This window comes from Rhizobium lentis (assembly GCF_017352135.1).
GTDB lineage: Bacteria > Pseudomonadota > Alphaproteobacteria > Rhizobiales > Rhizobiaceae > Rhizobium > Rhizobium lentis.
Genome location: NZ_CP071454.1, coordinates 3,363,413 through 3,390,266 on the forward strand (window position 1 = coordinate 3,363,413; position 26,854 = coordinate 3,390,266).

At 61.5% G+C, this 26,854-nt stretch carries 25 protein-coding genes; 9 read left to right on the forward strand and 16 right to left on the reverse strand.

Annotated elements, in window-relative coordinates:
* Positions 1-47: 47 nt before the first annotated feature.
* From fabD to gmk, 7 genes are all read left to right on the forward strand, one after another.
* Positions 48-992, forward strand: coding sequence for an ACP S-malonyltransferase (fabD, locus tag J0663_RS16145; RefSeq protein ID WP_207241305.1), 945 nt, complete (start codon positions 48-50; stop codon positions 990-992).
* Between the two features lie 30 nt (positions 993-1,022).
* Entirely contained in the window at positions 1,023-1,760 is a 738-nt protein-coding gene (fabG, locus tag J0663_RS16150) for a 3-oxoacyl-[acyl-carrier-protein] reductase (protein ID WP_207241306.1), read from the forward strand.
* Positions 1,761-2,047: 287 nt separating this feature from the next.
* Positions 2,048-2,284, forward strand: a complete 237-nt coding sequence (locus tag J0663_RS16155) for an acyl carrier protein (protein ID WP_003547058.1) — start codon at positions 2,048-2,050, stop codon at positions 2,282-2,284.
* A gap of 93 nt (positions 2,285-2,377) precedes the next feature.
* Positions 2,378-3,640 (forward strand): beta-ketoacyl-ACP synthase II, encoded by a 1,263-nt coding sequence (fabF, locus tag J0663_RS16160; RefSeq protein WP_207241307.1) that lies wholly within the window; start codon positions 2,378-2,380, stop codon positions 3,638-3,640.
* Positions 3,641-3,771: 131 nt separating this feature from the next.
* Positions 3,772-4,989, forward strand: coding sequence for an endolytic transglycosylase MltG (gene mltG / locus J0663_RS16165; RefSeq protein ID WP_207241308.1), 1,218 nt, complete (start codon positions 3,772-3,774; stop codon positions 4,987-4,989).
* A gap of 20 nt (positions 4,990-5,009) precedes the next feature.
* A complete protein-coding gene (locus tag J0663_RS16170; protein ID WP_207241309.1) occupies positions 5,010-5,897 on the forward strand; it encodes a YicC/YloC family endoribonuclease in 888 nt (295 codons plus the stop codon).
* Positions 5,898-5,900: 3 nt separating this feature from the next.
* Entirely contained in the window at positions 5,901-6,563 is a 663-nt protein-coding gene (gmk, locus tag J0663_RS16175; RefSeq protein ID WP_064810043.1) for a guanylate kinase, read from the forward strand.
* 36 nt (positions 6,564-6,599) lie between these two features.
* Here gmk and rsmA read toward each other — a convergent pair whose 3' ends face one another.
* The 7 genes from rsmA to J0663_RS16210 all read right to left on the reverse strand — a co-directional run bounded on the left by rsmA (position 6,600) and on the right by J0663_RS16210 (position 15,057).
* The gene (gene rsmA, locus J0663_RS16180; protein ID WP_207241310.1) at positions 6,600-7,427 is read right to left on the reverse strand and encodes a 16S rRNA (adenine(1518)-N(6)/adenine(1519)-N(6))-dimethyltransferase RsmA; all 828 of its coding nucleotides are present in this window, start codon (positions 7,425-7,427) and stop codon (positions 6,600-6,602) included.
* On the reverse strand, positions 7,427-8,455 hold the full coding sequence (pdxA, locus tag J0663_RS16185; protein ID WP_207241311.1) for a 4-hydroxythreonine-4-phosphate dehydrogenase PdxA: 1,029 nt from the start codon (positions 8,453-8,455) through the stop codon (positions 7,427-7,429). The genes rsmA and pdxA overlap by 1 nt, the downstream gene beginning before the upstream one ends.
* A gap of 6 nt (positions 8,456-8,461) precedes the next feature.
* Positions 8,462-9,406, reverse strand: coding sequence for a SurA N-terminal domain-containing protein (locus J0663_RS16190; protein ID WP_207241312.1), 945 nt, complete (start codon positions 9,404-9,406; stop codon positions 8,462-8,464).
* Between the two features lie 181 nt (positions 9,407-9,587).
* A complete protein-coding gene (locus J0663_RS16195) occupies positions 9,588-11,918 on the reverse strand; it encodes an LPS-assembly protein LptD (RefSeq protein ID WP_207241313.1) in 2,331 nt (776 codons plus the stop codon).
* Positions 11,918-13,006, reverse strand: a complete 1,089-nt coding sequence (lptG, locus tag J0663_RS16200; protein ID WP_207241314.1) for an LPS export ABC transporter permease LptG — start codon at positions 13,004-13,006, stop codon at positions 11,918-11,920. Before lptG ends, J0663_RS16195 begins: the two co-directional genes overlap by 1 nt.
* Entirely contained in the window at positions 13,003-14,184 is a 1,182-nt protein-coding gene (gene lptF, locus J0663_RS16205) for an LPS export ABC transporter permease LptF (protein WP_207241315.1), read from the reverse strand. Before lptF ends, lptG begins: the two co-directional genes overlap by 4 nt.
* Before the next feature lie 99 nt (positions 14,185-14,283).
* Positions 14,284-15,057 (reverse strand): phosphatase PAP2 family protein, encoded by a 774-nt coding sequence (locus tag J0663_RS16210; RefSeq protein ID WP_207241316.1) that lies wholly within the window; start codon positions 15,055-15,057, stop codon positions 14,284-14,286.
* A gap of 144 nt (positions 15,058-15,201) precedes the next feature.
* On the opposite strand from J0663_RS16210, the gene J0663_RS16215 reads away from it, so the two are divergent.
* Both J0663_RS16215 and J0663_RS16220 read left to right on the forward strand, forming a co-directional pair.
* The gene (locus J0663_RS16215; protein WP_207241317.1) at positions 15,202-16,695 is read left to right on the forward strand and encodes a leucyl aminopeptidase; all 1,494 of its coding nucleotides are present in this window, start codon (positions 15,202-15,204) and stop codon (positions 16,693-16,695) included.
* Positions 16,692-17,141, forward strand: coding sequence for a DNA polymerase III subunit chi (locus tag J0663_RS16220; protein ID WP_207241318.1), 450 nt, complete (start codon positions 16,692-16,694; stop codon positions 17,139-17,141). The genes J0663_RS16215 and J0663_RS16220 overlap by 4 nt, the downstream gene beginning before the upstream one ends.
* A gap of 9 nt (positions 17,142-17,150) precedes the next feature.
* Here the strand turns inward: J0663_RS16220 and J0663_RS16225 are convergent, their stop codons facing one another.
* From J0663_RS16225 to J0663_RS16265, 9 genes are all read right to left on the reverse strand, one after another.
* The gene (locus J0663_RS16225; RefSeq protein ID WP_207241319.1) at positions 17,151-17,705 is read right to left on the reverse strand and encodes a GrpB family protein; all 555 of its coding nucleotides are present in this window, start codon (positions 17,703-17,705) and stop codon (positions 17,151-17,153) included.
* 75 nt (positions 17,706-17,780) lie between these two features.
* Positions 17,781-18,707, reverse strand: a complete 927-nt coding sequence (locus J0663_RS16230) for a Gfo/Idh/MocA family protein (RefSeq protein WP_207241320.1) — start codon at positions 18,705-18,707, stop codon at positions 17,781-17,783.
* 98 nt (positions 18,708-18,805) lie between these two features.
* The gene (locus tag J0663_RS16235) at positions 18,806-20,845 is read right to left on the reverse strand and encodes a prolyl oligopeptidase family serine peptidase (protein WP_207241321.1); all 2,040 of its coding nucleotides are present in this window, start codon (positions 20,843-20,845) and stop codon (positions 18,806-18,808) included.
* Between the two features lie 107 nt (positions 20,846-20,952).
* Positions 20,953-22,257, reverse strand: a complete 1,305-nt coding sequence (locus J0663_RS16240; protein ID WP_207241322.1) for an LLM class flavin-dependent oxidoreductase — start codon at positions 22,255-22,257, stop codon at positions 20,953-20,955.
* A gap of 13 nt (positions 22,258-22,270) precedes the next feature.
* A complete protein-coding gene (locus J0663_RS16245; RefSeq protein ID WP_207241323.1) occupies positions 22,271-23,629 on the reverse strand; it encodes an MmgE/PrpD family protein in 1,359 nt (452 codons plus the stop codon).
* 8 nt (positions 23,630-23,637) lie between these two features.
* Positions 23,638-24,426 carry an amino acid ABC transporter ATP-binding protein gene (locus J0663_RS16250; protein ID WP_207241324.1) on the reverse strand — a complete coding sequence of 263 codons (789 nt, stop codon included), beginning with the start codon at positions 24,424-24,426 and terminating at the stop codon, positions 23,638-23,640.
* An 8-nt stretch (positions 24,427-24,434) separates the two neighbouring features.
* Positions 24,435-25,217, reverse strand: a complete 783-nt coding sequence (locus J0663_RS16255; RefSeq protein ID WP_207241325.1) for an amino acid ABC transporter permease — start codon at positions 25,215-25,217, stop codon at positions 24,435-24,437.
* Positions 25,214-25,960: an amino acid ABC transporter permease gene (locus J0663_RS16260; RefSeq protein WP_207241326.1), complete on the reverse strand. Its 747-nt coding sequence runs from the start codon at positions 25,958-25,960 to the stop codon at positions 25,214-25,216. The genes J0663_RS16255 and J0663_RS16260 overlap by 4 nt, the downstream gene beginning before the upstream one ends.
* A gap of 24 nt (positions 25,961-25,984) precedes the next feature.
* Positions 25,985-26,815 carry a transporter substrate-binding domain-containing protein gene (locus J0663_RS16265; RefSeq protein ID WP_207241327.1) on the reverse strand — a complete coding sequence of 277 codons (831 nt, stop codon included), beginning with the start codon at positions 26,813-26,815 and terminating at the stop codon, positions 25,985-25,987.
* Positions 26,816-26,854: the final 39 nt, after the last annotated feature.

Sequence of the window (26,854 nt, forward strand, 5' to 3'; positions counted from 1 at the left end):
CAATTGGAGGCAAAATAGCCGCAACAGGCGCAACCAGGGATACGAGAATGACCATCGCTTTCACTTTTCCGGGCCAGGGCAGTCAGGCCGTCGGCATGGGCAAGGATCTCGCCGAAAATTTTGCGGAGGCCCGCGCCGTTTTCGACGAGGTTGACGAGGCGCTCGGTGAAAAGCTCTCGGATGTCATGTTCAACGGTCCCGAGGACACGCTGACTTTGACGGCGAATGCTCAGCCGGCCTTGATGGCCGTCTCGATCGCCGTCGTTCGCGTGCTTGAGGCCAAGGGGCTGAATCTGAAGTCCAAGGTCGCCTACGTCGCCGGCCATTCGCTCGGCGAATATTCGGCGCTCTGCGCCGCGGGTAGCTTTTCGCTCGCTGACACCGCGCGGCTGCTGCGCACCCGCGGCAATGCCATGCAGGCGGCCGTTCCCGTCGGCGTCGGCGCCATGGCGGCGATCATCGGTCTCGAACATGCCGACGTCGTCGCTGTGTGTGAGGCGGCGGCCGCAGGCGGTGCCTGCCAGATCGCCAACGACAATGGCGGCGGCCAGATTGTGATTTCAGGCGAGAAGGCGGCTGTCGAAAAGGCGGCCGGCCTTGCCACCGACAAGGGCGCCAAGCGCGCCATCCTGCTGCCGGTTTCGGCTCCTTTCCATTCGTCCCTGATGGCACCCGCGGCCGAAGCGATGCGTGAGGCGCTGGCCGGCGTGAAGAAGGCCGATCCAGTCGTGCCGCTCATCGCCAATGTCCGCGCTGCTCCGGTCACCAATGCCGAGGAGATCGCGGCACTTCTCGTCGAGCAGGTCACAGGGCAGGTCCGCTGGCGCGAGACGGTGGAATGGTTTGCCGGAAACGGCGTCACGACGCTTTATGAACTCGGCTCCGGCAAGGTGCTGACTGGCCTTGCCCGCCGCATCGACAAGACGATCAACGGCATCTCCGTCGGCGGGCCGGCGGATATCGACGCGGCTGTTGCCGCCCTCATGGCCTGATTGATATCTCCAGATATAAGGAACGTTTCCATGTTCGATCTTTCCGGCCGCAAGGCTCTCGTCACTGGCGCATCGGGCGGTATCGGCGAGGAAATCGCCCGTCTTCTGCATCAACAGGGCGCGACCGTCGGCCTGCACGGCACCCGCGTCGAGAAGCTGGAGGCGCTGGCGGCCGAACTCGGTGAGCGGGTGAAGATCTTCCCGGCGAACCTGTCGGACCGCGATGAGGTGAAGGCGCTCGGCCAGAAGGCCGAAGCCGATCTCGAAGGCGTCGATATCCTCGTCAACAATGCCGGGATCACCAAGGACGGCCTCTTCGTGCGCATGAGCGACGAGGATTGGGACGCGGTCCTCGAGGTCAACCTGACGGCGACCTTCCGCCTGACGCGCGAATTGACGCATCCGATGATGCGCCGCCGCTATGGCCGCATCATCAACATCACCTCCGTCGTCGGCGTCACCGGCAACCCTGGCCAGGCCAATTACTGCGCCTCCAAGGCCGGCATGATCGGCTTCACCAAGTCGCTGGCGCAGGAGATCGCCACCCGCAACGTGACCGTCAATTGCGTGGCGCCGGGTTTCATCGAAAGCGCCATGACTGGCAAGCTGAACGACAAGCAGAAGGAAGCGATCATGGGGGCGATCCCGATGAAGCGCATGGGCACGGGGGGCGAGGTCGCTTCGGCCGTTGCTTACCTCGCATCCTCCGAGGCCGCCTACATGACTGGCCAGACGCTGCACGTTAACGGCGGCATGGCGATGATCTGAAACGACAAACTGGTGGCATCGGGATATTTCCCGCAATAGCATGTTGAGCAATCACGAAGCGTTGATTTTCTGGCTTTGCGGCAGACTTAAACCATGTTAAGCGGGCCATGACTGTGAACAGTCGTCCCGAGATAGCAGACGAACCGGCCGGCTTTTTGCAAGCCTGGGACATCTCTGAAGCCGGGTAAACGAGTTTGCCGAGGATGTCTGAAAACATCGCAGGCTGAAACAGGGTTAGGAGTGCCGCAACGGCATTCCGATCAGGACATAAGGTCGAGGAAACCGACATGAGCGATATCGCAGAACGCGTAAAGAAAATTGTTATTGATCATCTTGGCGTCGATGCCGACAAGGTCGTCGAGAGCGCCAGCTTTATCGACGATCTGGGCGCTGACTCGCTCGACACGGTCGAACTTGTCATGGCTTTCGAAGAAGAATTCGGCGTTGAAATTCCTGACGACGCTGCCGACTCGATCCTGACAGTCGGCGATGCAGTGAAGTTTATCGAGAAGGCCCAGGCCTGATCCTGTATAATTGAGAAAGGGCGGGCCTGGAGTCCGCCCTTTTCTTTTCGGCATATTTCTCCATAGAACATAAGAGAACGGGGAAAGCACGCGATGAGACGAGTCGTCATCACCGGTACCGGCATGGTATCACCCTTGGGATGCGGAACAGAGGTGACGTGGTCTCGGCTGCTTGCCGGCCAGAACGGCGCCCGTTTGGTCACCGAATTCGAGGTCGACGACCTTCCCGCCAAGATCGCCTGCCGTATCCCGCTCGGTGATGGTACCGACGGCACCTTCAATGTCGACCAATGGATGGAGCCGAAGGAGCAGCGCAAGGTCGATCCCTTCATCATCTACGGCATGGCCGCCGCCGACATGGCGCTTGCCGACGCAGGCTGGCATCCCGAGACCGATGAGGAGCAGATCGCGACCGGCGTGCTGATCGGCTCCGGCATCGGTGGCATCGAAGGCATTGTCGAGGCGGGCTACACCCTGCGTGACAAAGGACCGCGCCGCATCTCCCCCTTCTTCATTCCCGGACGCCTGATCAATCTTGTCTCCGGCCAGGTTTCGATCCGCCACAAGCTGCGCGGACCCAATCATTCGGTGGTTACCGCTTGCTCGACGGGTGCGCATGCGATCGGCGATGCCGCACGGCTGATTGCGCTTGGCGATGCCGACGTCATGGTCGCCGGCGGCACGGAATCTCCTGTCAGCCGCATTTCGCTCGCAGGCTTCGCCGCCTGCAAGGCGCTGTCGACCCAGCACAATGACGAACCGCAGAAGGCTTCGCGCCCCTATGACCGCGATCGCGACGGCTTCGTCATGGGTGAGGGCGCCGGCATCGTCGTGCTCGAAGAACTGGAGCACGCCCAGGCGCGCGGCGCCAAGATCTACGCTGAGGTCGTCGGTTACGGCCTGTCGGGCGACGCCTACCACATCACCGCGCCCTCCGAAGACGGCGAGGGTGCCGGCCGCTGCATGGCGATGGCGCTGAAGCGCGCAGGGTTGACGCCGGCCGATATCGATTACATCAACGCCCACGGCACTTCGACCATGGCCGACACGATCGAGCTTGGGGCGGTCGAGCGCCTGGTCGGCAATGCGGCATCGAAGATCTCTATGTCCTCGACCAAGTCGGCGACAGGCCATCTTCTCGGTGCTGCCGGCGCGATCGAGGCGATCTTCGCCACGCTCGCCATCCGTGACAATATCGCGCCGCCGACGCTCAATCTCGACAATCCCGAACGCGAGACGGCGATCGATCTTGTTCCGCACAAGGCGCGTGAGCGAGAAATCAACGTGGCCCTGTCCAATTCGTTCGGATTCGGCGGCACGAACGCATCGCTCGTGCTGCGCCGTTACGTGCAATAAGGGTCCCGCCGCAGCAGGCCGTGAGAAGGCACAACGACCGGCAGCGGCTTCGTTGAACGGCGGCAGAACCTGCTTTTGCCGCATTGCTTCGCGAAATAGCGGAATGAGGGCCAAGTTTTAGAGGATTGCCGGTGAGCGATACGACGAACCAGAGCAACGACACCCAGGCGCAGAAGGGACCGATCATCCCGAAGTCGCCGAACGAAGCCCTGCGTCCGGAACGTGTTCCGGAGCCGCCGAAGCGCTCCAAGAACGCCCGCAGCCAGATCGTCCTTTTCCTGAACTTCATCATGACGATGGCGGTCCTGGTCTGCGTCGTCGCGGTTATCGCCTTCTACTACGCGACCTCGACCTATCAGGGCCCGGGTCCGCTGCAGACGAACACCAATTTCATTGTCCGTAACGGTGCGGGGCTGGCTGAAATCGCCTCGAACCTTGAGCGCAATTCGATCATCTCCGATGCCCGCATCTTTCGATATCTCACGGCAACGCACCTGTCCGCCGGCGAGAGCCTGAAGGCCGGTGAATACGAGATCAAGGCGAGAGCCTCCATGAGCGATATCATGGAGCTGTTGAAATCGGGCAAGTCCATTCTCTATTCGGTCTCCTTCCCTGAAGGATTGACGGTTCGTCAGATGTTCGACCGCCTGCTGCAGGATCCGGTGCTGGAGGGCGACCTTCCGGCCGCGCTGCCGGCCGAAGGCAGCCTGCGCCCGGATACCTACAAGTTCTCGCGCGGCACCAAGCGCGCGGAAATCATCGAACAGATGGCGGCTGCGCAGCAGAAGCTCGTCGATCAGATATGGGACAAGCGTGACTCGACGCTGCCGCTGCGCTCCAAAGAGGAATTCGTGACGCTCGCTTCGATCGTCGAGAAGGAAACCGGCGTTCCCGACGAGCGGGCTCATGTCGCTTCCGTTTTCCTCAACCGGCTCGGCAAAGGCATGCGCCTGCAGTCCGATCCGACGATCATCTACGGGCTCTTCGGTGGCGAGGGAAAGCCGGCCGACCGTCCGATCTACCAGTCGGACCTGAAGCGCGACACGCCATACAATACCTATGTTATCAAGGGCCTGCCGCCGACGCCGATCGCCAATCCCGGCAAGGATGCGCTGGAAGCCGTCGCCAACCCTTGGAAAACCCAGGATCTCTATTTCGTCGCGGACGGCACTGGCGGCCACGTTTTTGCGGCGACGCTCGAGGAGCACAATGCCAACGTCAAACGCTGGCGCAAACTTGAGGCCGACAAGGGGTCGGACCCGAACATCGTCGTCGACGGCCAGCCGGAAGAGCAGCCGGGCGAAAACGGCGCGTCCGTCGTGCCGCCGAAGAAAAAGAAGATCAACTGACAGGTTTCGGGGAGGCTCGCATGGCTCTGCAGTCCATGACCGGTTTTGCGCGGCGCGAAGGAACGAGCGGCCGTTGGCGCTGGGCATGGGAGCTACGCTCGGTCAACGGTAAAGGTTTCGACCTGCGCCTGCGCCTGCCGCCCGGCCTCGAACGCATGGAGGCGGAGGTTCGCCGCCTTGCCGGCGAAAGCTTCAGCCGCGGCAACCTGCAGGCATCGCTATCGGTCACCGCCGATGAGAACCGTTTCGAGGCGGTGCTGAACAGGCAAGCGCTGGCTGCGGTGCTTGCCATGCGCGAGCAGCTGGTGGACATGATCGACCCGGCGCCGTTGAAGCTCGATACGCTGCTTCAGGTGCGCGGTATCGTCGAGTTCCGTGAAGGCGAGGATAGCGAGGAGGCGCTTGCCGCCCGTGATGCCGATATTGCCGCCGGCCTCTCGGCCGCGCTTGCCGATCTTCGGGCGATGCGGGAACAGGAAGGCGCGGCGCTCTCCCGCATTCTTCTCGATCACGTCGCGACGATCGAGGGCCTGACGCGGACGATCGAGGGGGACCCTTCGCGATCACTGCCGGAAATCGCCTCCCGGCTTGCGGCACAGGTCGCCCTGTTGATGGACGGCATGGCCGCGCTCGATCGCGACAGGCTGCACGCCGAGGCAGCACTGCTGGCGACCAAGGCGGACCTGCGCGAAGAAATCGACCGCCTGAAGGCGCATATCGCCGCCGCGCGCGATCTCCTGGTAAAAGGTGGACCTGCCGGGCGTCGGCTGGACTTCCTTGCACAGGAATTTAACCGCGAATCGAATACCATCTGCTCGAAGTCGAACGCCTCGGCGGTCACTGCCGCCGGCATCGAGCTGAAAGTCGTGATCGACCAGTTCCGCGAGCAGGTCCAGAATTTGGAGTAGGACATGAAACCGGCGAAATCCTCGCCCGTGCAGATCGCCCGCCGCGGTCTGATGCTTGTCATCTCGTCGCCGTCGGGCGCCGGCAAGTCCACCATTGCGCGCACGCTTCTGGAGACCGACAAGCATATCGGCCTCTCCGTCAGCGTCACCACGCGCCAGCGCCGCCCGAGCGAGGTGGAAGGCGTGCATTACCACTTCAAGAGTGTGCGCGAATTCGAGCGGCTACGCGATAGCGACGCGCTGCTCGAATGGGCCGAGGTGCATGGCAATTTCTACGGCACGCCGCGCGAGCCGGTGGAGCAGGCCATGGCCGAAGGCCGCGACATGCTCTTCGATATCGATTGGCAGGGCGCCCAGCAGCTGCAGGAGAAGATGTCGGCTGACGTCGTCTCGATCTTCGTGCTGCCGCCGACCATGACGGAGCTCCAGTCGCGGCTGCACCGTCGGGCCGAGGATTCCGAGGAGGTCATTCAGACGCGCCTGGCCAACAGCCGCGCCGAGATCGCCCACTGGCGCGAATATGATTATGTCATCGTCAATGACGATCTCAACACCGCCTTCGACGCCGTCCAGTCGATCGTCAAGGCCGAACGCCTGCGCCGCGACCGCCGCCACGGCATGTTCGATTTCGTTCGCGAGCTGCTGGAAGAGACGCCGTCTCTCTAAGGCTCGCCCTTTGTGCCTCCAACAGGAGAGCTGCCGTTAAAGGCTATTTGCGAGAAGGCAAAATTCTTCGACTGAGAGGGTCTCCGCTCGCCGCGCCGGATCGATCCCCGCCTTGATGAGGAGGCTCTCGCCGCCGAGTGGCTTCAGACTCTGGCGCAGCATCTTGCGGCGCTGGCCGAAGGCGGCCTGCGTTACTTTTTCCAGATTGGCGACGGAGCAGGGGACAGGGCTCGCCCTGGGGACAAGATGCACCACTGTTGAAGTTACCTTCGGCGGCGGCGTGAAGGCTTGCGGCGGTACGTCGAAGGCCATGCGGGCCTCAGTGCGCCAACCGCAGAGCACGCCGAGACGGCCGTAATGGTCGTCGTCCTCGCTGGCGACGATCCGCTCGCCGACTTCCTTCTGAAACATCAGTGTCAGCGATTGCCAGAATGGCGGCCAGGCCTTCGGCAGCAGCCAGTTGACCAGCAGCTGTGTGCCGACATTATAGGGCAGGTTGGCGATGATCTTGACGGGGCCTTCCGGCGCCAGGGCCTCGAAATCCGTCTTCAGCGCATCGCCTTCGATCACCTCCAGCCGGCCGGGATAGTGATCGGCGACCTCGGCAAGTGCCGGCAGGCAGCGCGTGTCCCGTTCGACGGCGATCACCTTCCTGGCGCCGAGCGCCAGGATCGCGCGGGTGAGCCCGCCGGGGCCGGGACCGACTTCGAAAACAGTGGTCTCTTCGAGCGCGCCTGCCGTGCGGGCGACCTTCTGCGTCAGGTTGAGATCCAGCAGGAAGTTCTGCCCGAGCGCTTTGCGCGCATCGAGGCCGTGACGCTGAATGACGTCGCGAAGCGGCGGCAGGCCATCGAGTGCTGCCATCAGCGGCGGCTTTCCAAGGTGCGGCCGAGCTGGGCGGCGAGCTTCAGCGCCGCAACGAGGCTCTGTTCACGCGCCAGTCCCTTGCCGGCAATGCCGAAAGCAGTGCCGTGATCGGGCGAGGTCCGCACGAAAGGAAGTCCGAGCGTGACGTTGACGCTGTCGTCGAAACCGAGCGCCTTGGCGGGGATCAGTGCCTGATCGTGATACATGCAGATGGCGACATCATATCGCGCCCGCGCCTCGTCATGAAACATCGTATCGGCGGGCAGGGGGCCGATCGCATCGATACCCTCGTCGCGCAGACGCTGGATTGTCGGCCGGATGACGTCCTCGTCTTCAGTGCCGATCATCCCCGATTCGCCCGCATGCGGATTGAGGCCGGCGACAGCCAGCCGCGGCGCGTCGATGCCGAAGCGCTGCCTCAGATCTTCATGGGCGATCCGGCAGGTCTCCAGAAGCAATTCGTCGGTCAGCGCCTGCGGCACCTCCCGAATCGGGATGTGGATGGTGACCGGAATCGCCCTGAGTTTCGGTCCCGACAACATCATGACAGGCGTCACCGGTCTCCCGATTGCCCTGGCGGCGAGATCGGCGAGAAATTCGGTATGGCCGGGAAAGCGGAAACCCGCCTCGTAGAGCACGGCCTTGGCGATCGGATTGGTGACGACCGCGAGTGCCTCGCCGCTGATGACAAGCGAGACTGCTTTCTCGATGGCCGCGATCGTGCCCTTCGCCGTTGCCGCATGCGGCTCGCCGGCCACCACCTCAATGCCGGCCGGCACGCTCATGACGGGCAGCGCGTCGGCAAATAGGCTGGTGACCTCGCCAGTCTTGTCGATCTCGCGGATGGAAACCGCCAGATTGAGCTGGCGGGCTCGCAACGCCAGGACGTCCGGATCGCCGATCAGGAAAAAAGGCGGAAGTCCGAGTTCACGCCGCCTCAACCAGGCCATCAGAGTGATATCCGGCCCGATGCCGGCGGGATCGCCCTGGCTCAGCGCAAGCGGTCGTGAGAACGGTATCGCCATCGTCGGTCAGCGATAGGCGATCTGCGCCTTCTTGCGCAGTTCATCCAGGTATTTCTTGCTGTTCTCGTTTTCCGGCGGACCGTTCTTGCCTGCTTTGGACTTGTCGAGATCCTCCTGGCGGAAGACCATTTCGGCGGCCTGGTCGTCGGAAACCTGGCGCTGGCTGCAGATTGCCAGATATTCGACGCCCTTCTCGGTGACGCGGGTGCCTGTCGTGTTGCCCTTGGCCTGTTCGACCAGAGGCTTCCAATCCGGCGGGATCTCGGGAGCGAGCATGCGGCCGAGATCGCGCACGGAGACATCGCGCATCGTTGCGGCAAAGACCTTTGCCTGATCGCAGCCAGGAAATTTTGAGCGCGATGCCTCGGCCTCGCCCTTGCGCTTGCCGGTGATGGCGCCGCGCTTGGCCTCAGGAATGACGAAGATGATCTGCTGCAGCATATATTCCGTCGTCACCGGCTTTTGTTTGTTGTTCTGCATCATGCGCGAGACGAGATCATAGTTCGACAGCCGGGAGGTCGAGCCGTAGCGCGCATTGACGACGCGCGGCCAGCTCATCTGGACGGCGATGAAGCCCTTGAAATGCTCGACGCCGACGCCGGCACGATCGAGGATCTGCGACATCTGCTCGACGGAAAGTTTGTTGCCGGCCGAAAAGCGCGCGAAAGACGCATCGACGTCCTGCTGCGAAACCGACATGCGGACGCGGGCGACCTCTTGGCGCTTGAGCGTCTCGTCGATCAGTTGCTCCGTGGCGGTCTTGGCGTCGGCCTTCGTTTTCTGAAGGCGCAGGAAGGCCTGACGCTTGGCGACATCGCCGCTGGTGATCGCGGTGCCATTCACCACGGCCTGGACTTCGCTTGCTGCAATCGCCGGGCCGGCAAGGCTCGTCATCAAGGCAAGCGCTGCGCTGGCGAGAAAGACGGTTATGGCTCTTTTCGCGTCAATCATCTGTTGACCTCCCATTAGCGCCGCGAGACGGTATTCGCGGCGTCCTTACCACAGTGCGAGACATGCGGAAATCGCTTCCGTCACGCGAAATCCCTATGCCTCCGATATCGACTGGCGGCAATGTCCTGCACAGGCTTACGGCGAAAGAATGACTTGAGGCCATGTTTACGCCCTCCGCCCGTCAGTTGGAGAGAGTATCGGTGCCGATCTTGATGTCGCCCAGCGTCCGGAAAGTCAGCCGCGCGCCGATTGTCCAATCACTTGCCGACTCGTCGTCAGAGTCCCTGCTATCCGTATAGGCGATCGTGAAGATCGTGCATTCGTCCTCATAGGAAAGGCCAAGCGTCCGGCGGCTGATTACATCATTGTTCAGATCCCACGCGATGCCGCCGAAGATCGACCAGTAATCCTTGAACTTGACCCTGCTACTGGTCTGGATCTCGTCATTGTCCTCGGCGAAGCCATAGGCCGGCTGGGCGCTGAGATGGGTGTAGGTCACCTGCGTCTGGAAGGTGTCGTTCTGGTAGGCCGTCGTCAGGTCGCCGCGGCGAAACTCGAAATCCTTTTCGTCGAGACGATAGGAAGCTGCGACGGAAACGCCATACGGTGTTTCGACGCCGCCGAGGCCGACATAATCGGAGCGGTCGGTTTCGAGGCCCGAATCGGCGCCGACATTGACGAGATCGTCGGTCGCGAACGAGTTCTGGCCGGCGATTTGATAAGACTGGCCGAAGATGCCGTGCAGCTTGTAGCCGCTGTCGAAAGTCCCTGTGTACTGGAAGCCGACATTGGCGCGAGTACCGCCTTCGACGCGGTCGTAGCCTGAGAATTTATCGCGGTCGAAGAGCGATGTGGCATCGAAGACGAAACTCTGCGCATCCTCGTTCGGCAGCCGTCCGGCGAGTTGCTCATCGGGTCGAGCATAGATTTGCGCGATTGGTTCAAGAATATGGGTGCTGTTATCCGTCGTCATCAGGATCGGATAACGCACCTCCAGCCCGGCGGTGAACATAGAGCGGGTGGCGGAATTGTCGTCAAGATAATTGCCGGTGTAACCGGTGGGGTCGTCCATGTTCAGCGCGAAGGCGTCGCCGCGCGCGGCCAGAAGTGGCGTGATCACCAGGCCGGTCGGCGTGACATAGGTGCGTTTCCACTGAAGTTCGCCGGTCAGACGCGAGGTCTGACCCTTCAGACCGCGGAAGCGGTCAAATCCGTCGACGGTGTAGAAGTCATCATGTGTACGCGAAATATTCGTCAGGTTGACGTCCGCAGAAAGTTCGCCGCCTGCTAGCGGCTGAGGCGCGACATAGTGATAGTCAAGCGACGGATAGACGATGGCCTGCTGTTTTTCGGCCGTGTTCGACCGGTCGGCATCCTGGACGTCGAAATAAAACGCCCTCATGTCGAAATAATTACGCTTGCCAAGCCCCGTCAGGTAGATCTGGTTCGTGCGATCCGTGGCGCTCAGGCCGCGTAGCCTGTAGGTTTTCGAGAAATTGTTGTCGCTCTGCACCATGACGTCCCAGCCGAACGTCCAGCGCGGATTGATGCGGAACTCGGCCTTTGATGCCACCATGCCGCGCTGCTCGGCTTCGCGATCGCTGGTACCCGAGCTGAAATTACCCGGATTTGCCTGGTCGATGCCGGCGACGCGCAGGATATGCGTGCCGTTCTCGAAACGCTGACGGAATTCACCTTCGACGAGGAAGCCCTGGGCCGTGTAGCCAGTTGCAGTGACCGTCGCATCCATGCTCGGCGAGATCACATAATAATAAGGAATGGAAAGACCGAAGCCGAGATTCTGCGACAGGCTCATCGTCGGGAAGAGGAAGCCGGACTTGCGCTTCACCGTATTGTCCGGAACCTCGATGAACGGCACAAAGGCGATAGGGTAACCGAGCAGCTCGAAACGTGCCCGTTCGAGGCGGATCGTATGCGTCTCGCCGTTCTGGATCACGCGCTTGGCCTTGACCTGCCAGAAGGGGGCGCGCTTCGGATCCTCGGCGCAGGGAAGGCAGGCTGTGTAGACGCCCTTGTTGAGAATCATCTTCGTGCCGCCGACACGCTCGCCGGTTTCGGCGACGATACGGGTATTGTCGGCCGTTTCGATGCGCAGCGAATTGATAAATCCGTCGGCGAAATTGTCGGTCACGTCCAGGTTGTCGGCATAGATCCGGTTGCCGTCAGGGCTGACGAGCTCGACATTGCCGAGCGCCATCATCCGGCCGGTCTTCTGATTGTACTCAACCCTCTGCGCGACCATCTTGTAGCCGCCATAGTTGATCTGTACGCCGCCGACCGCCGACACCACTTCGGCGTCACGATTGTAGACGAGTTCATTGGCCGAGAGGAGGAGTTTGGCTCCTTCGGGGATGTTGTTTCCAATGTTTTGTTCAGGCGTCGTGACCTGGCCATAGGAAGCCGGGACGCTGCCGAAATAGGAACATAGAGCCGCACCGACAAGCAGGGCAACCAACTGTTTACTAAAGTACTTGCGGTCGCCTACCGCCACTAGCCGTCCTCCTGATGAAGCAAAATAGTCGCGCCCAAGGCCAGCGCGACGACAACCGGTATCCACGTCGCCACGAAGGGAGGCACGACTCCACTGCTTCCGAATGCTTTTACAAGCACGGTGATGACATAAAGCATGAAGCCTGACAGGATTCCACCCAGAATCACGGAGCGGGATTGGTTGAACCGGCTAAATTTTAGGGACACTGTTGCAGCTATGAGAGTCATGGCCACCAGCAGCAATGGCTGGGACAACAGAGAGTTGAATTGCGTCTCCAGTGCCTTGGTCGAGATGCCGAAGGATTTGGCCGCTGCAATGCGATTGGAAAGGTCAAAGAAACCAATTGTTTCCGGCGCTGTCAGCCGCTCCTGGACGAAATCCTGTTTCAGATTGGTGCGAAGTTGGACCGAAGCTTTGCGCAGCGGGATTTCCCCAGGCTTACGCTCGACGACGCCGTTAAGCTGCCAGTAACCATCTTCCAACTTTGCCGTGGCGGCATCCTGTCTCAGAATGACTCGGCCGCCTGAATCGAAATGGATCAACACCGCGTCGATCAGCTTGGTTCCGTTCTCCTGGACCGTCTGGGCGCCGATGATGACATCGTCGCGGCCACTGATCTGGCGCAGCCACGGAATCTGCGGCGCCTTGCGTAGAACCGCGTTTTCGCCGCGCCAGTCGGATTCGACGAGCAGTGCCTGGCGCTGTCCCCAGGCAGCAAGCGGGTTGAGCGCCGTCATCGTCAGCACGCCGAGCGCCAGTGAGCCGGCGATGAAGGGAAACATGAACTGCCAGACCGAGATGCCGGCTGCGCGCGTAACGACGAGTTCGTATTTGCGATTGAGCCCGATCAGCACCGTCATGCCGACGAAGAGCGCGATGAAGGGGACTGTTTGCTGCAGGATGAGCGGCAGGCGCACGGCGGTCATCACGATGCCGCCGCCGATCGTGTAACCGGGCAGGCCGGACATGCGTCCTGCCGTCTCGCTGAAATCAAGAAGGAAGGCGATGGCCGAGACGCCGACCAAGAACCAGCCCGTCGTCGCCAGGTAGCGGCGAAAGAAATAGCGCGACAATGTTCCGAACATCATTGGGCTGCGCCCCCGCCGGACCTGCTGGTTGCGGCAAGCAGTCTTTCCTGCATTCGTCTCCAGGACGATGATATCCGGTCCCGGATGAACGAAGGCATGACCCGTCGCTTGTGCAGGCCGAGGAAGATGATCGAGACGATGCTGCTGACGATGGGGATGGCGTAGAGGACGGCGATATATTCCGGATCGGTGTCGATCTGGTTCGCCGCGTAGAAGGCAGCCCAACGCAGCGCGAAGGCATAGGCGAGCGCGCTCACCATTGGATGCAGCCGCGCTTCACGGTGCGAGCGCGCATCGCCGGCGATCGCCAGGGAAAACAGGGCAAAGACGACAGGTAGGATCCAGTCCGTCAGCCGCCGATGCAGTTCGGCGCGATAGCTCTGCGGCCGGATCGTATAGTCCTTGTCGTTCGGATCGGGATTGAACAGGAACCACAGGTCACGGTCGCTGGCCTTCAGCGTCGCCTGACCGCGACTTTCCGTCATGTCCGAGAGGTCGAAGGAATAAGAATCGAAATTGATGACCGAGACGTTGCCGTCGGGCGTTTTGCGATGCACCTCGCCGTCGTGCATGATCAGCGTCGTGCCGGTATCGTCGACGGCGCCTTCCTTGGCGTAATAAATCAGCTCGTAGGCCGGGTCCCGCTCGTCGGCGACGAACAGGCCTTTCAGCATGCGCCCCGCCAGGCGCTGCGAGATCTGCACATAGAGACCCTCGTCGAGCTTGCGGAAGGTCTTTTCCTCGATGACCGAGGAGAGAAGATCGGCGTAGGTTTCGGCGATCATCTGGCGCGCCACGGTCTTTGCCCGTGGTTCGACGATATTGTCGACGAAGAAGGAAAAGACGCTGATGACGGCGGCAAGCAGAAGGATCGGACGGATCAGAATGCTGCGCCGCGCCCCGGCGGCGTCGATGACGGTCAACTCGGAATCGTTGTTCATCGTCGTCAGAGTCTGGGTGATGGCGATGACGAGCGCGAAGGGCAGCACCACAGGTATGATCGACGGCAGGATCATCGTCGCCAGCTTGGCGAACGAACCGATCGACTGGCCGCTGTCGGTGACGAGGTTGATGCGCTGCAGAACTTGAGTCGTCCAAATAATCGCCAGCACGGGCAGGAGCGCCACGAGAAACATCTGGCCGACGCGCCGCAATATGTATGTCTCGAGTAGTTTCATGCCGGCCCTTGAAAGCACCTGCAGGCCCAAACGGCTTGCAGGAGAATCCCTCTACGCTCTTTGTCGCGCTTTTGCGACAAGCAGGTGTCAAAAATTCATTCAAATTTCAGAATTTTTTTGGCTCTGTTGCGACTCAGTTAACGCCAGCAGTGCCGCGAAGACGACAAGCGAGGACAGCCATCCGAGCACCACGTCGGAGAGATAATGCGCGCCGAAGGACAGCCTCATGGCCGGCGTCAGGATCGAAATCGCCGCGACGGGCGGCACCAGCGCATAACGCAGCGATTTCGGGACGAAGAGCAGAAGGCAGAGCAGCCAGCCGGCGCTCGCCGCTTCGCCGGAGACGAAGGAGCAGTTCGAGACGCATTTGCCGGCAAGCGAGCCTGCCTCGACAAAATGCAGGGTCCCGCCGAAAATATCCGTCTGCACCGGCCGCGGCCGGCCCCAATGTTCCTTCAGGATGACATTGACGATCAGCACCGGACCGATCAGCAGCGTTCCGAGGCCGACTTTGAGCTTACGCGCCCGCTCTGCGTTGAAGGTCGCGCCGTGCTGCTGGTAGCACTCGATCAGTTTCCACGCCATGACGATCGCGACGACGTAGGGCAGGCGGAAGAAGATGGTGCGCAGCAGGTCGAAATTCCCCGAGTCGCGATAGGGAAAGCCGCCGCAGATGCTCCCGGCAGCGGCGGTCGCGTCACAATCCGTGCCCACGAAAAAAAGCTGGGAAAAATAAATGTCTATTGCGGGAAAGGCGCGAAAGACGGCAAGCAGCGCCCACCACGCCCAGAACAGAAGCAGGAACACGCCGAAATTCGTTTTCGGCAGGCGGATCACAGGCCTCCGCCATGGATTTTTCGAAAAAACTGTCAACGCGAATATCTACGGAACCGACGAAAACATGAGGGCCCGGACGGCCGCGCGCGACCATAACAATAGTCGCAAGCCATTGACAGACCCGCCAAACGCGAAATTATCCGCCAGGGACCGATTTCAAAGAATCCCAGCGGAGAAGACATGTCAGCGAAGTTCGAAATTTCATTCTCGAAGTCGGCAAAGCTCAACGGCGGGCTGGCGATAGTGTTGAAGACGGCGGAGGCCGAGAGCGCCGCAGGCGCCGAAACGGTCGATCCGGTCGGTGTAATCGCCAAGGCCGCGAAGATCGCTCGATTCTCCGCTAAATCCATGGCCGCGCTCGATATTGTCGCCCCGGAAGGTGCACCCGTCGAGCGCATCGTCGTCGTCGGGCTTGGCAAGGCCGGCGAACTCACTGCCCATGACTGGCTGAAGGCCGGTGGCGCCGCGGCATCGAAAATCAAGAATACCGACAAGGCCGTCATCTTCATCGACGTGCCCGGCCTTGAGATGAAGGCGCGCGCCGCCGCCGATTTCGCGCTTGGCATGCTACTGCGGGCCTACAGCTTCGACGCCTATAAGACGAAGAAGAACGACGACGAGGAGAAATCGGCAAAATCCGTCAAGGTGACGATCGTCACCGCCGATGTGACCGGCGCCAAGAAGGCGTTTTCCGACTCCGAAGCGATCGCAGGTGGCGTCAATCTCGCCCGTGACCTCGTCAATGAACCGCCAAACGCGCTTGGACCGGTCGAATTTGCCGCCAGGGCAAAGGAACTGGAAAAGCTCGGCGTCGACGTGGAAATCCTGACCGAGAAGGAAATGCGCCGTCTCGGAATGGGTGCGCTGCTCGGCGTTGCCCAGGGCTCGGTGCGCCCGCCGCGTCTGGCGGTCATGCAGTGGAAGGGCGGCAAGAGCAAGGATCGTCCGATCGCCTTCATCGGCAAGGGTGTCGTCTTCGATACCGGCGGCATTTCGATCAAGCCGGCCGCCGGTATGGAGGACATGAAGGGCGATATGGGCGGCGCCGCGGCCGTGACCGGCCTGATGCATGTGCTCGCCTCACGCAAGGCAGCCGTCAATGCCGTCGGCATCATCGGTCTGGTGGAGAACATGCCCGATGGTAACGCCCAGCGTCCGGGCGATATCGTCACCTCCATGTCCGGTCAGACGATCGAGGTGATCAACACGGATGCTGAAGGCCGCCTCGTGCTCTGTGACGCCCTCTGGTATTGCAATGATCACTTCAAGCCGCAGTTCATGATCAATCTCGCCACCTTGACCGGCGCGATCGTTGTGGCGCTCGGCAATATCCATGCCGGTCTGTTCTCCAATGATGACCAGCTTTCCGACCAGCTCACGGCAGCCGGTCTTTCGACAAACGAGAAGCTCTGGCGCATGCCGCTCGGCAGGGATTACGACAAGCTGATCGACAGCAAGTTCGCCGACATGAAGAACACCGGCGGCCGCCAGGCCGGCTCGATCACGGCGGCACATTTCCTCAAGCGCTTCGTGCAGGACACGCCCTGGGCGCACCTCGATATTGCCGGCACGGCGATGGGCTCGCCGCAGGATGAGATCAACCAGTCCTGGGGATCCGGTTTCGGCGTACGCCTGCTCGACGAACTCGTTCGCGCCCATTATGAATCCCGATGACGGATATTCTTTTCTATCATCTGACCGAAACCAGGTTAGAAGACGCGCTTCCGCCGCTCCTCGACAAAAGCGTGGAGCGCGGCTGGCGCGTTGCCGTCCAGACGCGCGAGGCCGCGAGGCGCGATGCTCTCGATGCGCATCTTTGGACTTTTCGCGAGGAGAGCTTCCTGCCTCATGGCACCGACGAGGCTGATTTCGCCGAAAACCAGCCGGTGCTTTTGACCGTCACGTCGGACAATGCCAATGCGGCGACGGTTCGTTTTATCGTCGATGGTGCCGAGCCGCCGCCGGCTGATGCCTATGAGCGCATCGTCTTCATGTTCGACGGTCACGATCAGGAGCAGCTCGAAGCCGCCCGGGCGCAATGGAAGAGGCTGAAAGGCGAGGGGCACAGCCTCACCTATTGGCAGCAGACATCGGAAGGGCGGTGGGAGAAGAAGGCCTGACCTCGATTGTCAGGCCAAATCGGCCTCGGCGAGAACCTTGTCGATGAAATCCTTTTTTGCGCCGGTATAGGCCGCACGGCTCTCGGCAAATTTCTGCGCAAGGTCGATCTTCAGCTCCTCATAGGCGAGGGCCAGGGCAGGGTCGTTCTGCAGCCTGTCGCGGAAGAATAGGTTCCGCCTCCAGTTGAAGCCCTGATATTCGACCACATGCGCAAGATGTGTGCGCGTCTCGCCCACGATGCCCCGGCCGAAGAGATGGTCGTCGGGCACGATATCCACGCCGGCATAGTCGTAGCCGATCGTTTCCATCGGCCCGATGCAGGCAATCCCATCCTCGAGTCTGGGGATGCCGACCAGGATGTCGATGATCGGCTTTGCCTTGATGCCTGGAATGGCGGTGCTGCCGAAATGCTGGATATCGAGCGCCAGAGGGCCAAGCGCGTTGCGTATCCTGTTCTCCTCCAGCAGATAAGCGTCGCGCCATTTCCCATTGGGGTCAGAAAGCCTGACCGTCAGATGTCGGACACCCAATCCGAATGATTCATCCTGCTCCTGCTGCTGCATGGAGGCGGCCTTCACGTGTTGGGACCACTACTTTAGCATTTAGCTGGAGCGAAGGCATCTGCCGGCAAGGGCCGATCAGTCGTGGAACGCCTCCACGAATTTCCGCTTGCCGAGCATGAAAGCGTCGGCGACGTGGCGCAGTGGTGCAAGGTCGACATCCGATGTGCCGGCCTTGATGATCTCGGCAAAGCGTCGGTAAAGGGAGGGATATTCCTGTTCCGGTTCGGCAAATGTCAGCGTGCCGTTGATGGAAAGCTTGGCGCCGCCTTCGGAAAGGACCATTTGGCCGGCTGCCGTTTCCGCAACGATATCCCAGCTCTGCTTGCCGGTCTGGCGCCAGTCGAATTCGGCATGAACCGGTAGGCTATCGGCATCGCGGAAGTGAATGTCGGCAGCAATCGGTGCATCGCGATTCTCAGGAAATTCGAGCACGGCCTCCGTAATGAAAGCTGGCCGCGGCAGAATATGAGTGACGATCGACAGCGCGTTGATGCCGGGATCGAAAACGCCGAGGCCGCCAGCCTGCCAGATCCATTCCTGGTTCGGATGCCAGTGGCGGACATCTTCCTTCCAGATCACGTGCACGCTGTTGATCGTCGTCGAGGCAAGAAACGCCTTGGCGGCTTCGACAGCCGGAGCATAGCGCGAATGCCAGCTGGCAAAGAGCGATGCGCCCTGTTTGGCCGCGAGCGCCTCGAGATCGGCAACTTCGCTGAGCGTCGCGCCGGGCGGTTTTTCCAGGAAAACGTGCTTGCCGGCGACCAGCGCCTTATAGGCAGCCTCATAGCGATATTGCGGCGGCATGCAGAGAGAAACGGCATCGATCGAGGGCTCGGCATCCAGCATGGCGTCGATCGTCGTATAGCTCTTGATGCCTTCGACCGTGCCGTGCCGGCTTGCCGTCGCCACAAGCTCGAAATCCGGGTTCTTGGCGATGGAAGGAAGGTGCTGGTCGCGGACGATCTTGCCGACGCCGACGATGGCGAGATTGATTGGGGACATGGTGTTTCGCTCGGGCTTGTATGAAAAGTATGATTTATTGAGGCTGTTGTAGCAGAAAGAAGAGCGTCGACAAGCTCTGCTCCTCCATTCCATCCATCCTATCGCATGATCGTCTGCCGTAGGAAGCTGTAACCCATCGCCGCGCGGGCGGCGCGCTCTTCGGAATTGCCGTCGCCGCCATGCCCGCCTGAGCCGAATTCATGGAAGAGCGGCTTATGTCCTTCCTCCTCCAGCCGGGCGGCAAAGCGGCGCGCATGCGAGGGATGGACACGGTCGTCATTGGCTGAGCTTTCAATATAGATCGGCGGATAGGCGATTTCTGCCGCGGGCCGCACATTATGGAGCGGCGAGTAGCCGAGCATGAAATCCCGATCCGCCGGCGTCTCCGGATCGCCATATTCGTCCATCCAGGCCTGACCTGCGCTGAACAGATGGAAGCGTGTCATGTCGAGCACTGGCACCTGGCACCAGACGGCGCCGAAATCTCGCGGGTAGCGTGTCAGCATCACGCCCGTCAGCAGGCCGCCATTGCTGCCGCCCTGGCAGGCAATCCGCGATGGCACGGTGTAGCCGCGGGCGACGAGATCGCGGGCGATGGCGACGAAATCGGCAAAGGCATTTTCCCGCCCCTGCCGCTTGGCGCTGCGATACCAGTCGGGCCCGAATTCACCGCCGCCGCGGATATAGGCCTGCACATAGGCGCCGCCTTGCTCCAGCCAGCGGCCGGTTACGCCGGAATAGGTCGGCGATAGCGAGACATCGAAGCCGCCATAGCCGTAAAGCAGCACCGGCAGCGCCCCCTTGGTCCACTCCTTCGGCAAGACCAGCCGATAGGGCACGCTCGTTCCATCTTCCGAAACGGCTTCCAGCAGTTCGGATGACATACCCGTGGTGTCGAAATAACTCGGAGCGGCCGCGACGAAAATCGGTTCGGCCTCTTTGCTGCGATCCGAAAGTTCCAGCCGGTAGCAGGTTGGAGGCTGAAGAAACCCCTGGCCGACAATGTGGAGCGTATCGTCGCCGAGGTGCAGATCGGCGTGCAGGGGCCTGAAATAAGCCGTTTGCATGTCTGCCGGCAGCGCGATCTCGCACTGTTCGGCATCATGTTTTGTCAGGTCCAGCACCATAAGACGCGGACGCAGCCGATCGGAGATGATGAAGACGCACCATTCGCGCATCAGCATGATCTGTGAGACGGACTGGCCCTCTCCAGGCTGGAACAGGACCCGCTCCGGCCCGAGTATGGTCTGAGATTTCGGGTCGAAACGTTGCAGCACGAGGCTGCCGGTGGGAACGCGCTCATCGGTTTTTGCGCGCCAGACGCAATGATCGCGATTGAAGTGAAAGTCGGCTTCGTCAGGCAAATCGATGCGCTGCTGCGTGCCGTCGTCTGCAATGAGGAAAGCGCTTGCGACGCCGATCTCATGGCCGGCGACGAAAATCTCGATCAATCCCGAATCCGCCGAAGCGCCCGACAGGGCAGGGTCGATGACGATATTGGAGCCGTAGACGTCCTTGTCCGCAGCTTCGAACATGATGGCGGCATCTTCGGGCAACTGCCCGCGCTTCAACCGGCGGCCGACACGCGGCCATCCCGAGCGGGTCGCCGAATATCGATCGATGGAACCGAAATAGCAGATTTCGTCACGGCTCAGCCAAGTGGCGTGGGACCGCACTGCAGGGGTGTCGAAACCACCCTCGACGACCTGCTTTATTTCGGAGTCGAATTCGAGCAGCCGGATGAGGTCGGAGCCGCCATCCGAAAGAGCGAGCAGCACCCGCGTCGGCTCCCACGCGCAAGTCACGGCGCCGCGCCAGTTCCAGCGCTTACCTTCGCCGGCGCAGAAGGCGTCGAGGTCGAAGACCGGCTCCCAATCGGCATCAGGCAATGGGTTTTGATCGGCGGGCAGGCGAAGCCAGACGCCGAGCGGATTTTCCTTCGACTGGCGGAAGTCGAACAGCCAATCACCTCGTCGAACCGGGACGATAAGCCTGTCCTGTCGCTCGATCAGCGCCTTGATCGCGTCGCGGTCCTCGATGAATTCAGCTGTTTCAAGCACCGCGCCGGAGTGTGCATTGTGCTCATCGATGAACTGGCGAGTGCGGAGATCGTCGTCCGTTTCGAGGTGAAGATTCATGTCCGACCTTCCTGATTCCGTTGACGTCGCACAGCTCTACCCCATCGGCCCGGAAATCGGAATCGGTTTCGGAAAGCGCGATGGGCAAGTTCAAGGTGGTGGAACAGTTAAAGCGAAATTCGTGCAGGCCGCGCGAGACCGAGATGATCGCGGAGAGTCGAGCCGCTATATTCGGTGCGGAATAGGCCGCGCTCCTGCAGGATCGGCACCACCATCTCCGTGAAATCCTCCAGACCCTCGGGGAAGAAGGGCGGCATGACGTTGAATCCGTCGGCGGCTCCACTTTCAAACCATTGCTGCATCCGGTCGGCGATATCGGCTGGGGTGCCAAGCACTATATGATGGCCGCGGCCGGCGGCAACGCGCAGCGCCAGCTGGCGGATGGTCAGGTTCTCGCGTCTTGCAAGCGCGGTCAAAAGCTCGGCGCGGCTGCGGAGCTGGTCGGAGATCGGAAGGTCCGGCAGAGGGGCATCGAGATCGTAATTGGCAAGGCTATGGCCGATGCGCTCTTCCAGAAGCGGCATGGCGCTCTTGATATCGGTCCATTTGTCCAGTTCCGCAAGTTTATCCGCAGCTTCCCTAGCCGTGCGGCCGATCACAGGCAGGAAGCCCGGCATGACGGCGACATCGTCCAGCCGGCGTCCGAAACGGGCGGCACGCTCCTTGACGCTTCTGTAGAAGGCCTGAGCCTCGTCGAGGCTCTGCTGCGCTGTGAATACGACGTCGGCAGTGCGGGCGGCCAGATCCTGGCCCGGGCCGGACGACCCGGCCTGGATCAGGATCGGATGGCCCTGTGGCGCGCGCGGAATGTTCAGCGGACCCTTGACCGAGAAATATTTGCCCTTGTGATCCAGCACATGAAGCTTGGCGGGGTCGGCATAGACGCCGCTTTGCTTGTCCTTGACGAAGGCATCGTCGTCCCAGCTGTCCCAGAGACCGCGCACGACGTCGACGAATTCCTCGGCCACGGCATAACGTTCGTCATGCTCCGGATGGGCCTTGGAGAAATTGTTCGCCGTGCGGGCATAGGAGGTCGTGACGATATTCCAGGCGGCGCGGCCGTGGCTCAGATGGTCGATGGAAGCGAAGGCGCGAGCGGTGTGATAGGGCTCGCCATAGGTCGTGGAGGCGGTTGCCGCGAGCCCGATCTTGTCGGTCACCACGGCCAGCGCGGACAGCAGCGTCAAGGGTTCGAAGCGCGCGATCGTCGAGGGGTGTGCGTCGGCGCCGCTGGTCAATCCGTCAGCCAGAAAGACCATATCGAATTTCGCTGCTTCGGCGATCTGCGAGACGCGCCGCAGCAGGTCGAAATTCTCGCTTCCCGCCTCGGCGTGCGGGTGACGCCAGCCGGATACGTGGTGGCCAGCTCCTTGCAGGAACAGGCCCAGATGAATTTCTCTTTTGAGTGTCATATCAAATCCTTGATCAAGCGAGGTGTGGGGCGATATCTTGGTTGAGCAGCGCCAGTAGCTGGCGAAGGTCGGCGGTGCTGCTCATCGTCCTCACAAGCGACGGGATATCCGCGAAGGCGGGATGGCGTGCCGTTGCATCGCGAAACTTCTCTATGGGATTGGCGAGGCCCGGCAGACCGTCGAAGCGACGTTGTATCCTGCTGCCGTCGCGAAGCGCGATATCCACGATCACGAAGCGGGTCCGGAGGTCGCTCGACATGCGCGGCGCGCTCTCGTCATGACGGCGATCGGCGCGCCGTGCAAGTTCCATCAATCGCGGTGCAACAGGCTGCTCGTCGAAATGGTCGAGCCGCAGTGCCCCATCGATGAGAGCGGCGGCGAACACATATTCGGGACTGAAGCGCGCCTCGATCCCATTGGTTGGCTTGCTCACCACCAAGGCTGCATCGGCACCGGGCGGGTAGGTGAAGGTGATGCGCTCGATCGCCTCGGCGAGAAGGCCTTCCCGGTTGAGGGCGATGCCGAGAGAGGCGACCGGGTGGCTGGCGGTGCAGCAGGGGTAGGCCTTCAACGTCAGCCCGGGTGCCACGATCTGCCAGGGCGAGCCCCAGTTCTCGGTTAAGGCCGACAGGCGTTCCGCGCCGAAGGCATAAGCCGAATAGAAGCCGACGGGACTGTCGAGAAAATCGCGGGCGCCGCCGAAGCCGGCAGTTGCCAATCGCGCAGACAGGAGCCCGGATCGCGCCGCCATGCCAGCGTGAAAAGGTTTGGCATCCGCGCCGAATTGCAGCCGCAGACCGGATGATTGCGTTGCGGCAAGGCCCAGCGCGATGGCTGTCTCGTCGATCGGCGCGCGCGTCAGATGCGCGATTGCGGCTGCCGCCCCGACTGTGCCGAGCGTTGCAGTCGCATGGAAACCGTTCTCATAGTGTTTTGAACCGAGCGACAATCCGAGCCGTGCCGTGGCTTCAAGCCCGACGATATAAGAAGCGACCAGTGCATCCGCGGAAAACGCGCGCTCGGCGGCGAAAGCCAGCAACGCCGGGATGATGACCGTCGTCGGATGGCCGCGCACGCTTGCGTGCACGTCGTCATAGTCGAGCACGTGGCCGGCATGACCATTGATGGTGGCCGCGACCAGCGGATCGGTCCGGCGTGCGCTTCCGATCAGGATCGCGCCGCCCGGCAGGTTGCCGCCGACGGCATCGGCCAGAATCCCGGTCGTGCGGTCCCGGGCGCCTGCGATCGCGCAGGCGAGAAAATCGATGATCGCCGTGCGGGCCGCGTCCGTCGCCGCGCGGTCTTCCCCCGGATTTGAGGAGATGATCGCCTGGGCGAATTCTGAAGTCAGAGGCGCGAATGTGTTCGTCATGACGAATCCTACATGCTTTCGCCGCGGACCAGCCCGCGCCCGCCGGCGAGCCCGCCGACGAACTGGCGGATGCGCGGATTGTCGGACGCATGGAAAATCTCCTTAGGGGACCCCCGGTCGACGATCCGTCCGTTCTCGGTGAAGACGACGATGTCGCTGATTTCCTCCGCGAAGCGCATTTCATGGGTCACGAGAATGCTGGTCATTCCGTCGCGGATGAGGTCGCGGATCACCCACAGCACCTCGCCCACTGTCTCGGGATCGAGCGCCGAGGTCACTTCGTCGAACAGTACCAGTTCCGGCTTCATCGCCAGCGCGCGGGCAATCGCCACGCGCTGCTGCTGACCGCCGGAAAGCTGGCCGGGATAGGCGCCAGCCTTTTCGGAGAGCCGCACCTTGTCGAGCAATTCGCGCGCAAGTTTTTCCGCCTCGCGCTGTTCGACGCCGAGGATGCGGGTCGGGGCCAGCACGATATTGTCCAGCACCGTCAGGTGGGGAAAGAGATTGTATTGCTGGAAAACGATGCCGACGCGCTTGCGCAGCGCGATACGATCGCTTTCCTTGGCCAACTGATCGACGCGGGTGCCGTTGACCGTGATGCGCCCTTGCTGCGGCGTCACCAACGCGTTGATGCAGCGCAGGATCGTCGATTTTCCGGAGCCGGAGGGGCCGATGATGGAGACGGCGTTGCCCCTGTTGACGGCCAGGTCTATGCCCTTCAGCACCTTGGTCTGGCCGAAGGACAGGTGTACGTCTTCCAGTCGCACGATCGTTTCGTTGGTCTTCGTGTTCATCATCTCAATTCTCAAGCCGCGTTGAAACGTCGCTCGAGGCGCCGGGTCAGTCGCGAGATCGGGTAGCAAAGCGTGAAGAAGGCGGCCATCACGACGATATAGGCGATGATCGTGAAATCGAGGCGGCGCACTGATGTGCTGGCATCGGTCGCCGCATGCAGCAGTTCGTGCACGCCGACCAGTGAGGCGAGCGAAGTGCCCATGGTGATGGAGGCCAGGATGTTCATCCATGGCGGCAGCGAGCGCCGCAGGCATTGCGGCAGGATGATCCAGCGCAGCGCCTGGCTTCGCGAAAATCCGAGCCCCTTTGCCGCCTCCCATTGCGTGGTCGGGATGGAAAGGATGGCGCCGCGGGTGATTTCGGCCACATAGGCGCTGGCCGGTATGGCAAGGCCGATCACTGCCTTCAGCCAATCGGGGAAGGGCAGGTAGTTGCCGGCGACCACGATCTCGAAGGGAAAGATGTAAGTCGTCGCGAAGATCAGCACGAGATGCGGCGCGTTGCGAAAGACCTGCACATAGGCGACCACAGGGTAGCGCACCAGCCTGTAGGGCGCCAGTTCCAGGATGCCGAACACGGCTCCGACCGAGGTTCCAAGCGTCATCGCGCACAGGCTGATGACGACGTTCATCATGAAGCCGGAAGCAAGGTAGGGAAACCACGTCACCAGTTCGCGCCCGAGCGTCAGATCGGTCAGCGACCAGAGAAGGATGACGAGCGGCAATGCCACGAAACCGATATTGCGCAGCAGATGGCTGCTCTTGCGCGGCTCGGAAAGCGCCAGTGTCGTCATAGGCCATACCCCGGCACGGCGAGCTTGCGCTCCACCCACAGGCCGATACGGGCAACGGCGAGATTGATGAGGCTGAAGAACAGCAGGATGACGATCATCAGCGACACGACGTTGTCGCGCTGCGTCCAGACCATGATCGAGGCATAGGTGATCTCACTGACGGCGATCGCGTTGCCCACCGTCGTCAGTTTCACCAGGTTGATCAGGTTGTTGACGATCGCGGGAAGCGAGGCCCGAAACGCAAGGGGAACTTCGACATAACGAAGGATCTGCAGCTTGCTGAAGCCGGTGCCGCGCGCTGCCTCCACGGTAGCCGACGGCACGGCTTCGATGCCGGCGCGGATCGCCTCGGCATGCAAGGCGGCGATGTGCAGCCCCACCACCGCCACCACCCAGAAGAACGGCGTCAGCGGATTGTTCTGCGCGCCGCCCACTAGGTTCGACACGAAAGTGTTGAGGACGAGGAAACTGAACATCAGCTGCACCAGCGTCGGCGTGTTTCGGGTGACTTCCACGAAGGCGCGCACCGGCGCCGATAGCCAGAGCCTGCCAGATGTCAGGCAGGCGGCAAACAGCAGCCCGGCAATCAGGCTGACGGGGATCAGCAGGGCGATCAGATAGAGCGTAGTGATGAAGCCATCACGCCATATCTGCGCCTCATAGCCCGTTGCCAGGAACTCGTAATTGAGGCCGAGCCTGTTCGTCAGGTCGACGAACAGGCTGGTCATGCTGGTATCCTGCATGTCGATCCGCCAGTGCAACCTGTCTTACTTGCTGGCCGACAGGGTCTCGCGCTCCTGTTCGAGATATTCGGTATTGCGAAGCCGGTTCGCCTTTGCAAACTCCAGAAGCTTTCCTGACGTATGGAGCTGCCGGATCGTCTTATCGAGTGCCTCGGCAGTGTCCTTCTCGCCCTTTCGCACCCAAATCACGGAATCGGAGGGGAGAAGCTCGGTCGGGAAGAGAATAGTGTAGTCCTTCCACTCCTCGGGTCGATCCTCCAGCAGCAGGCCGACGGTTGCGCTGACATGAACGGCCGCAACGCAATTGCCGCCCTGCAGCGCCAGCAGCGACTCCGGCTGGCTCGGCAGGCCTTTTACCTCGGCGCCGTATTGTTCGATCAGCGGCTGGGTGAAGTTCGACCCCTGCGAAACGCAGACCGGCTTTCCCTTGAGATCCGCCCAGTCCTTCAGGCCGCTGTCCTTGCGTCCGACGGCGGCGCCGCCGCTGCGATCATACGGCGTCGGCACCCAGTCGAGCACCTTGGCGCGGTCTTCCGTGTATTGCATGTTGGCGATCAGAATGTCGACCTTGCCCTGCTGCAGAAATTGCACCCGGTTCGGGGGCGTGACGGTAACCGTTTCGAGTTTGACGCCAAGATCGTCCGCCAGCGCCTTTGCAATGTCGAGATTATATCCCTTCTGCGTTTGCGAGGTCGGATCGATATAGCCGAAGGGCGCGCCCGACAGGATAACCCCGACGGTGAGGGTGCCGCGGGCCTTGACGCGATCGAGCGTAGCATCTGCGAATGCCTGCGTTGCGGCCAGTACGGAAATCGATGCGGCTAGGAGCGCCTTCGGGAAAATACTACGTGACATGTTTTTCAGCTCCGTTTTGAAAGGAAGGTTGAGGGATCA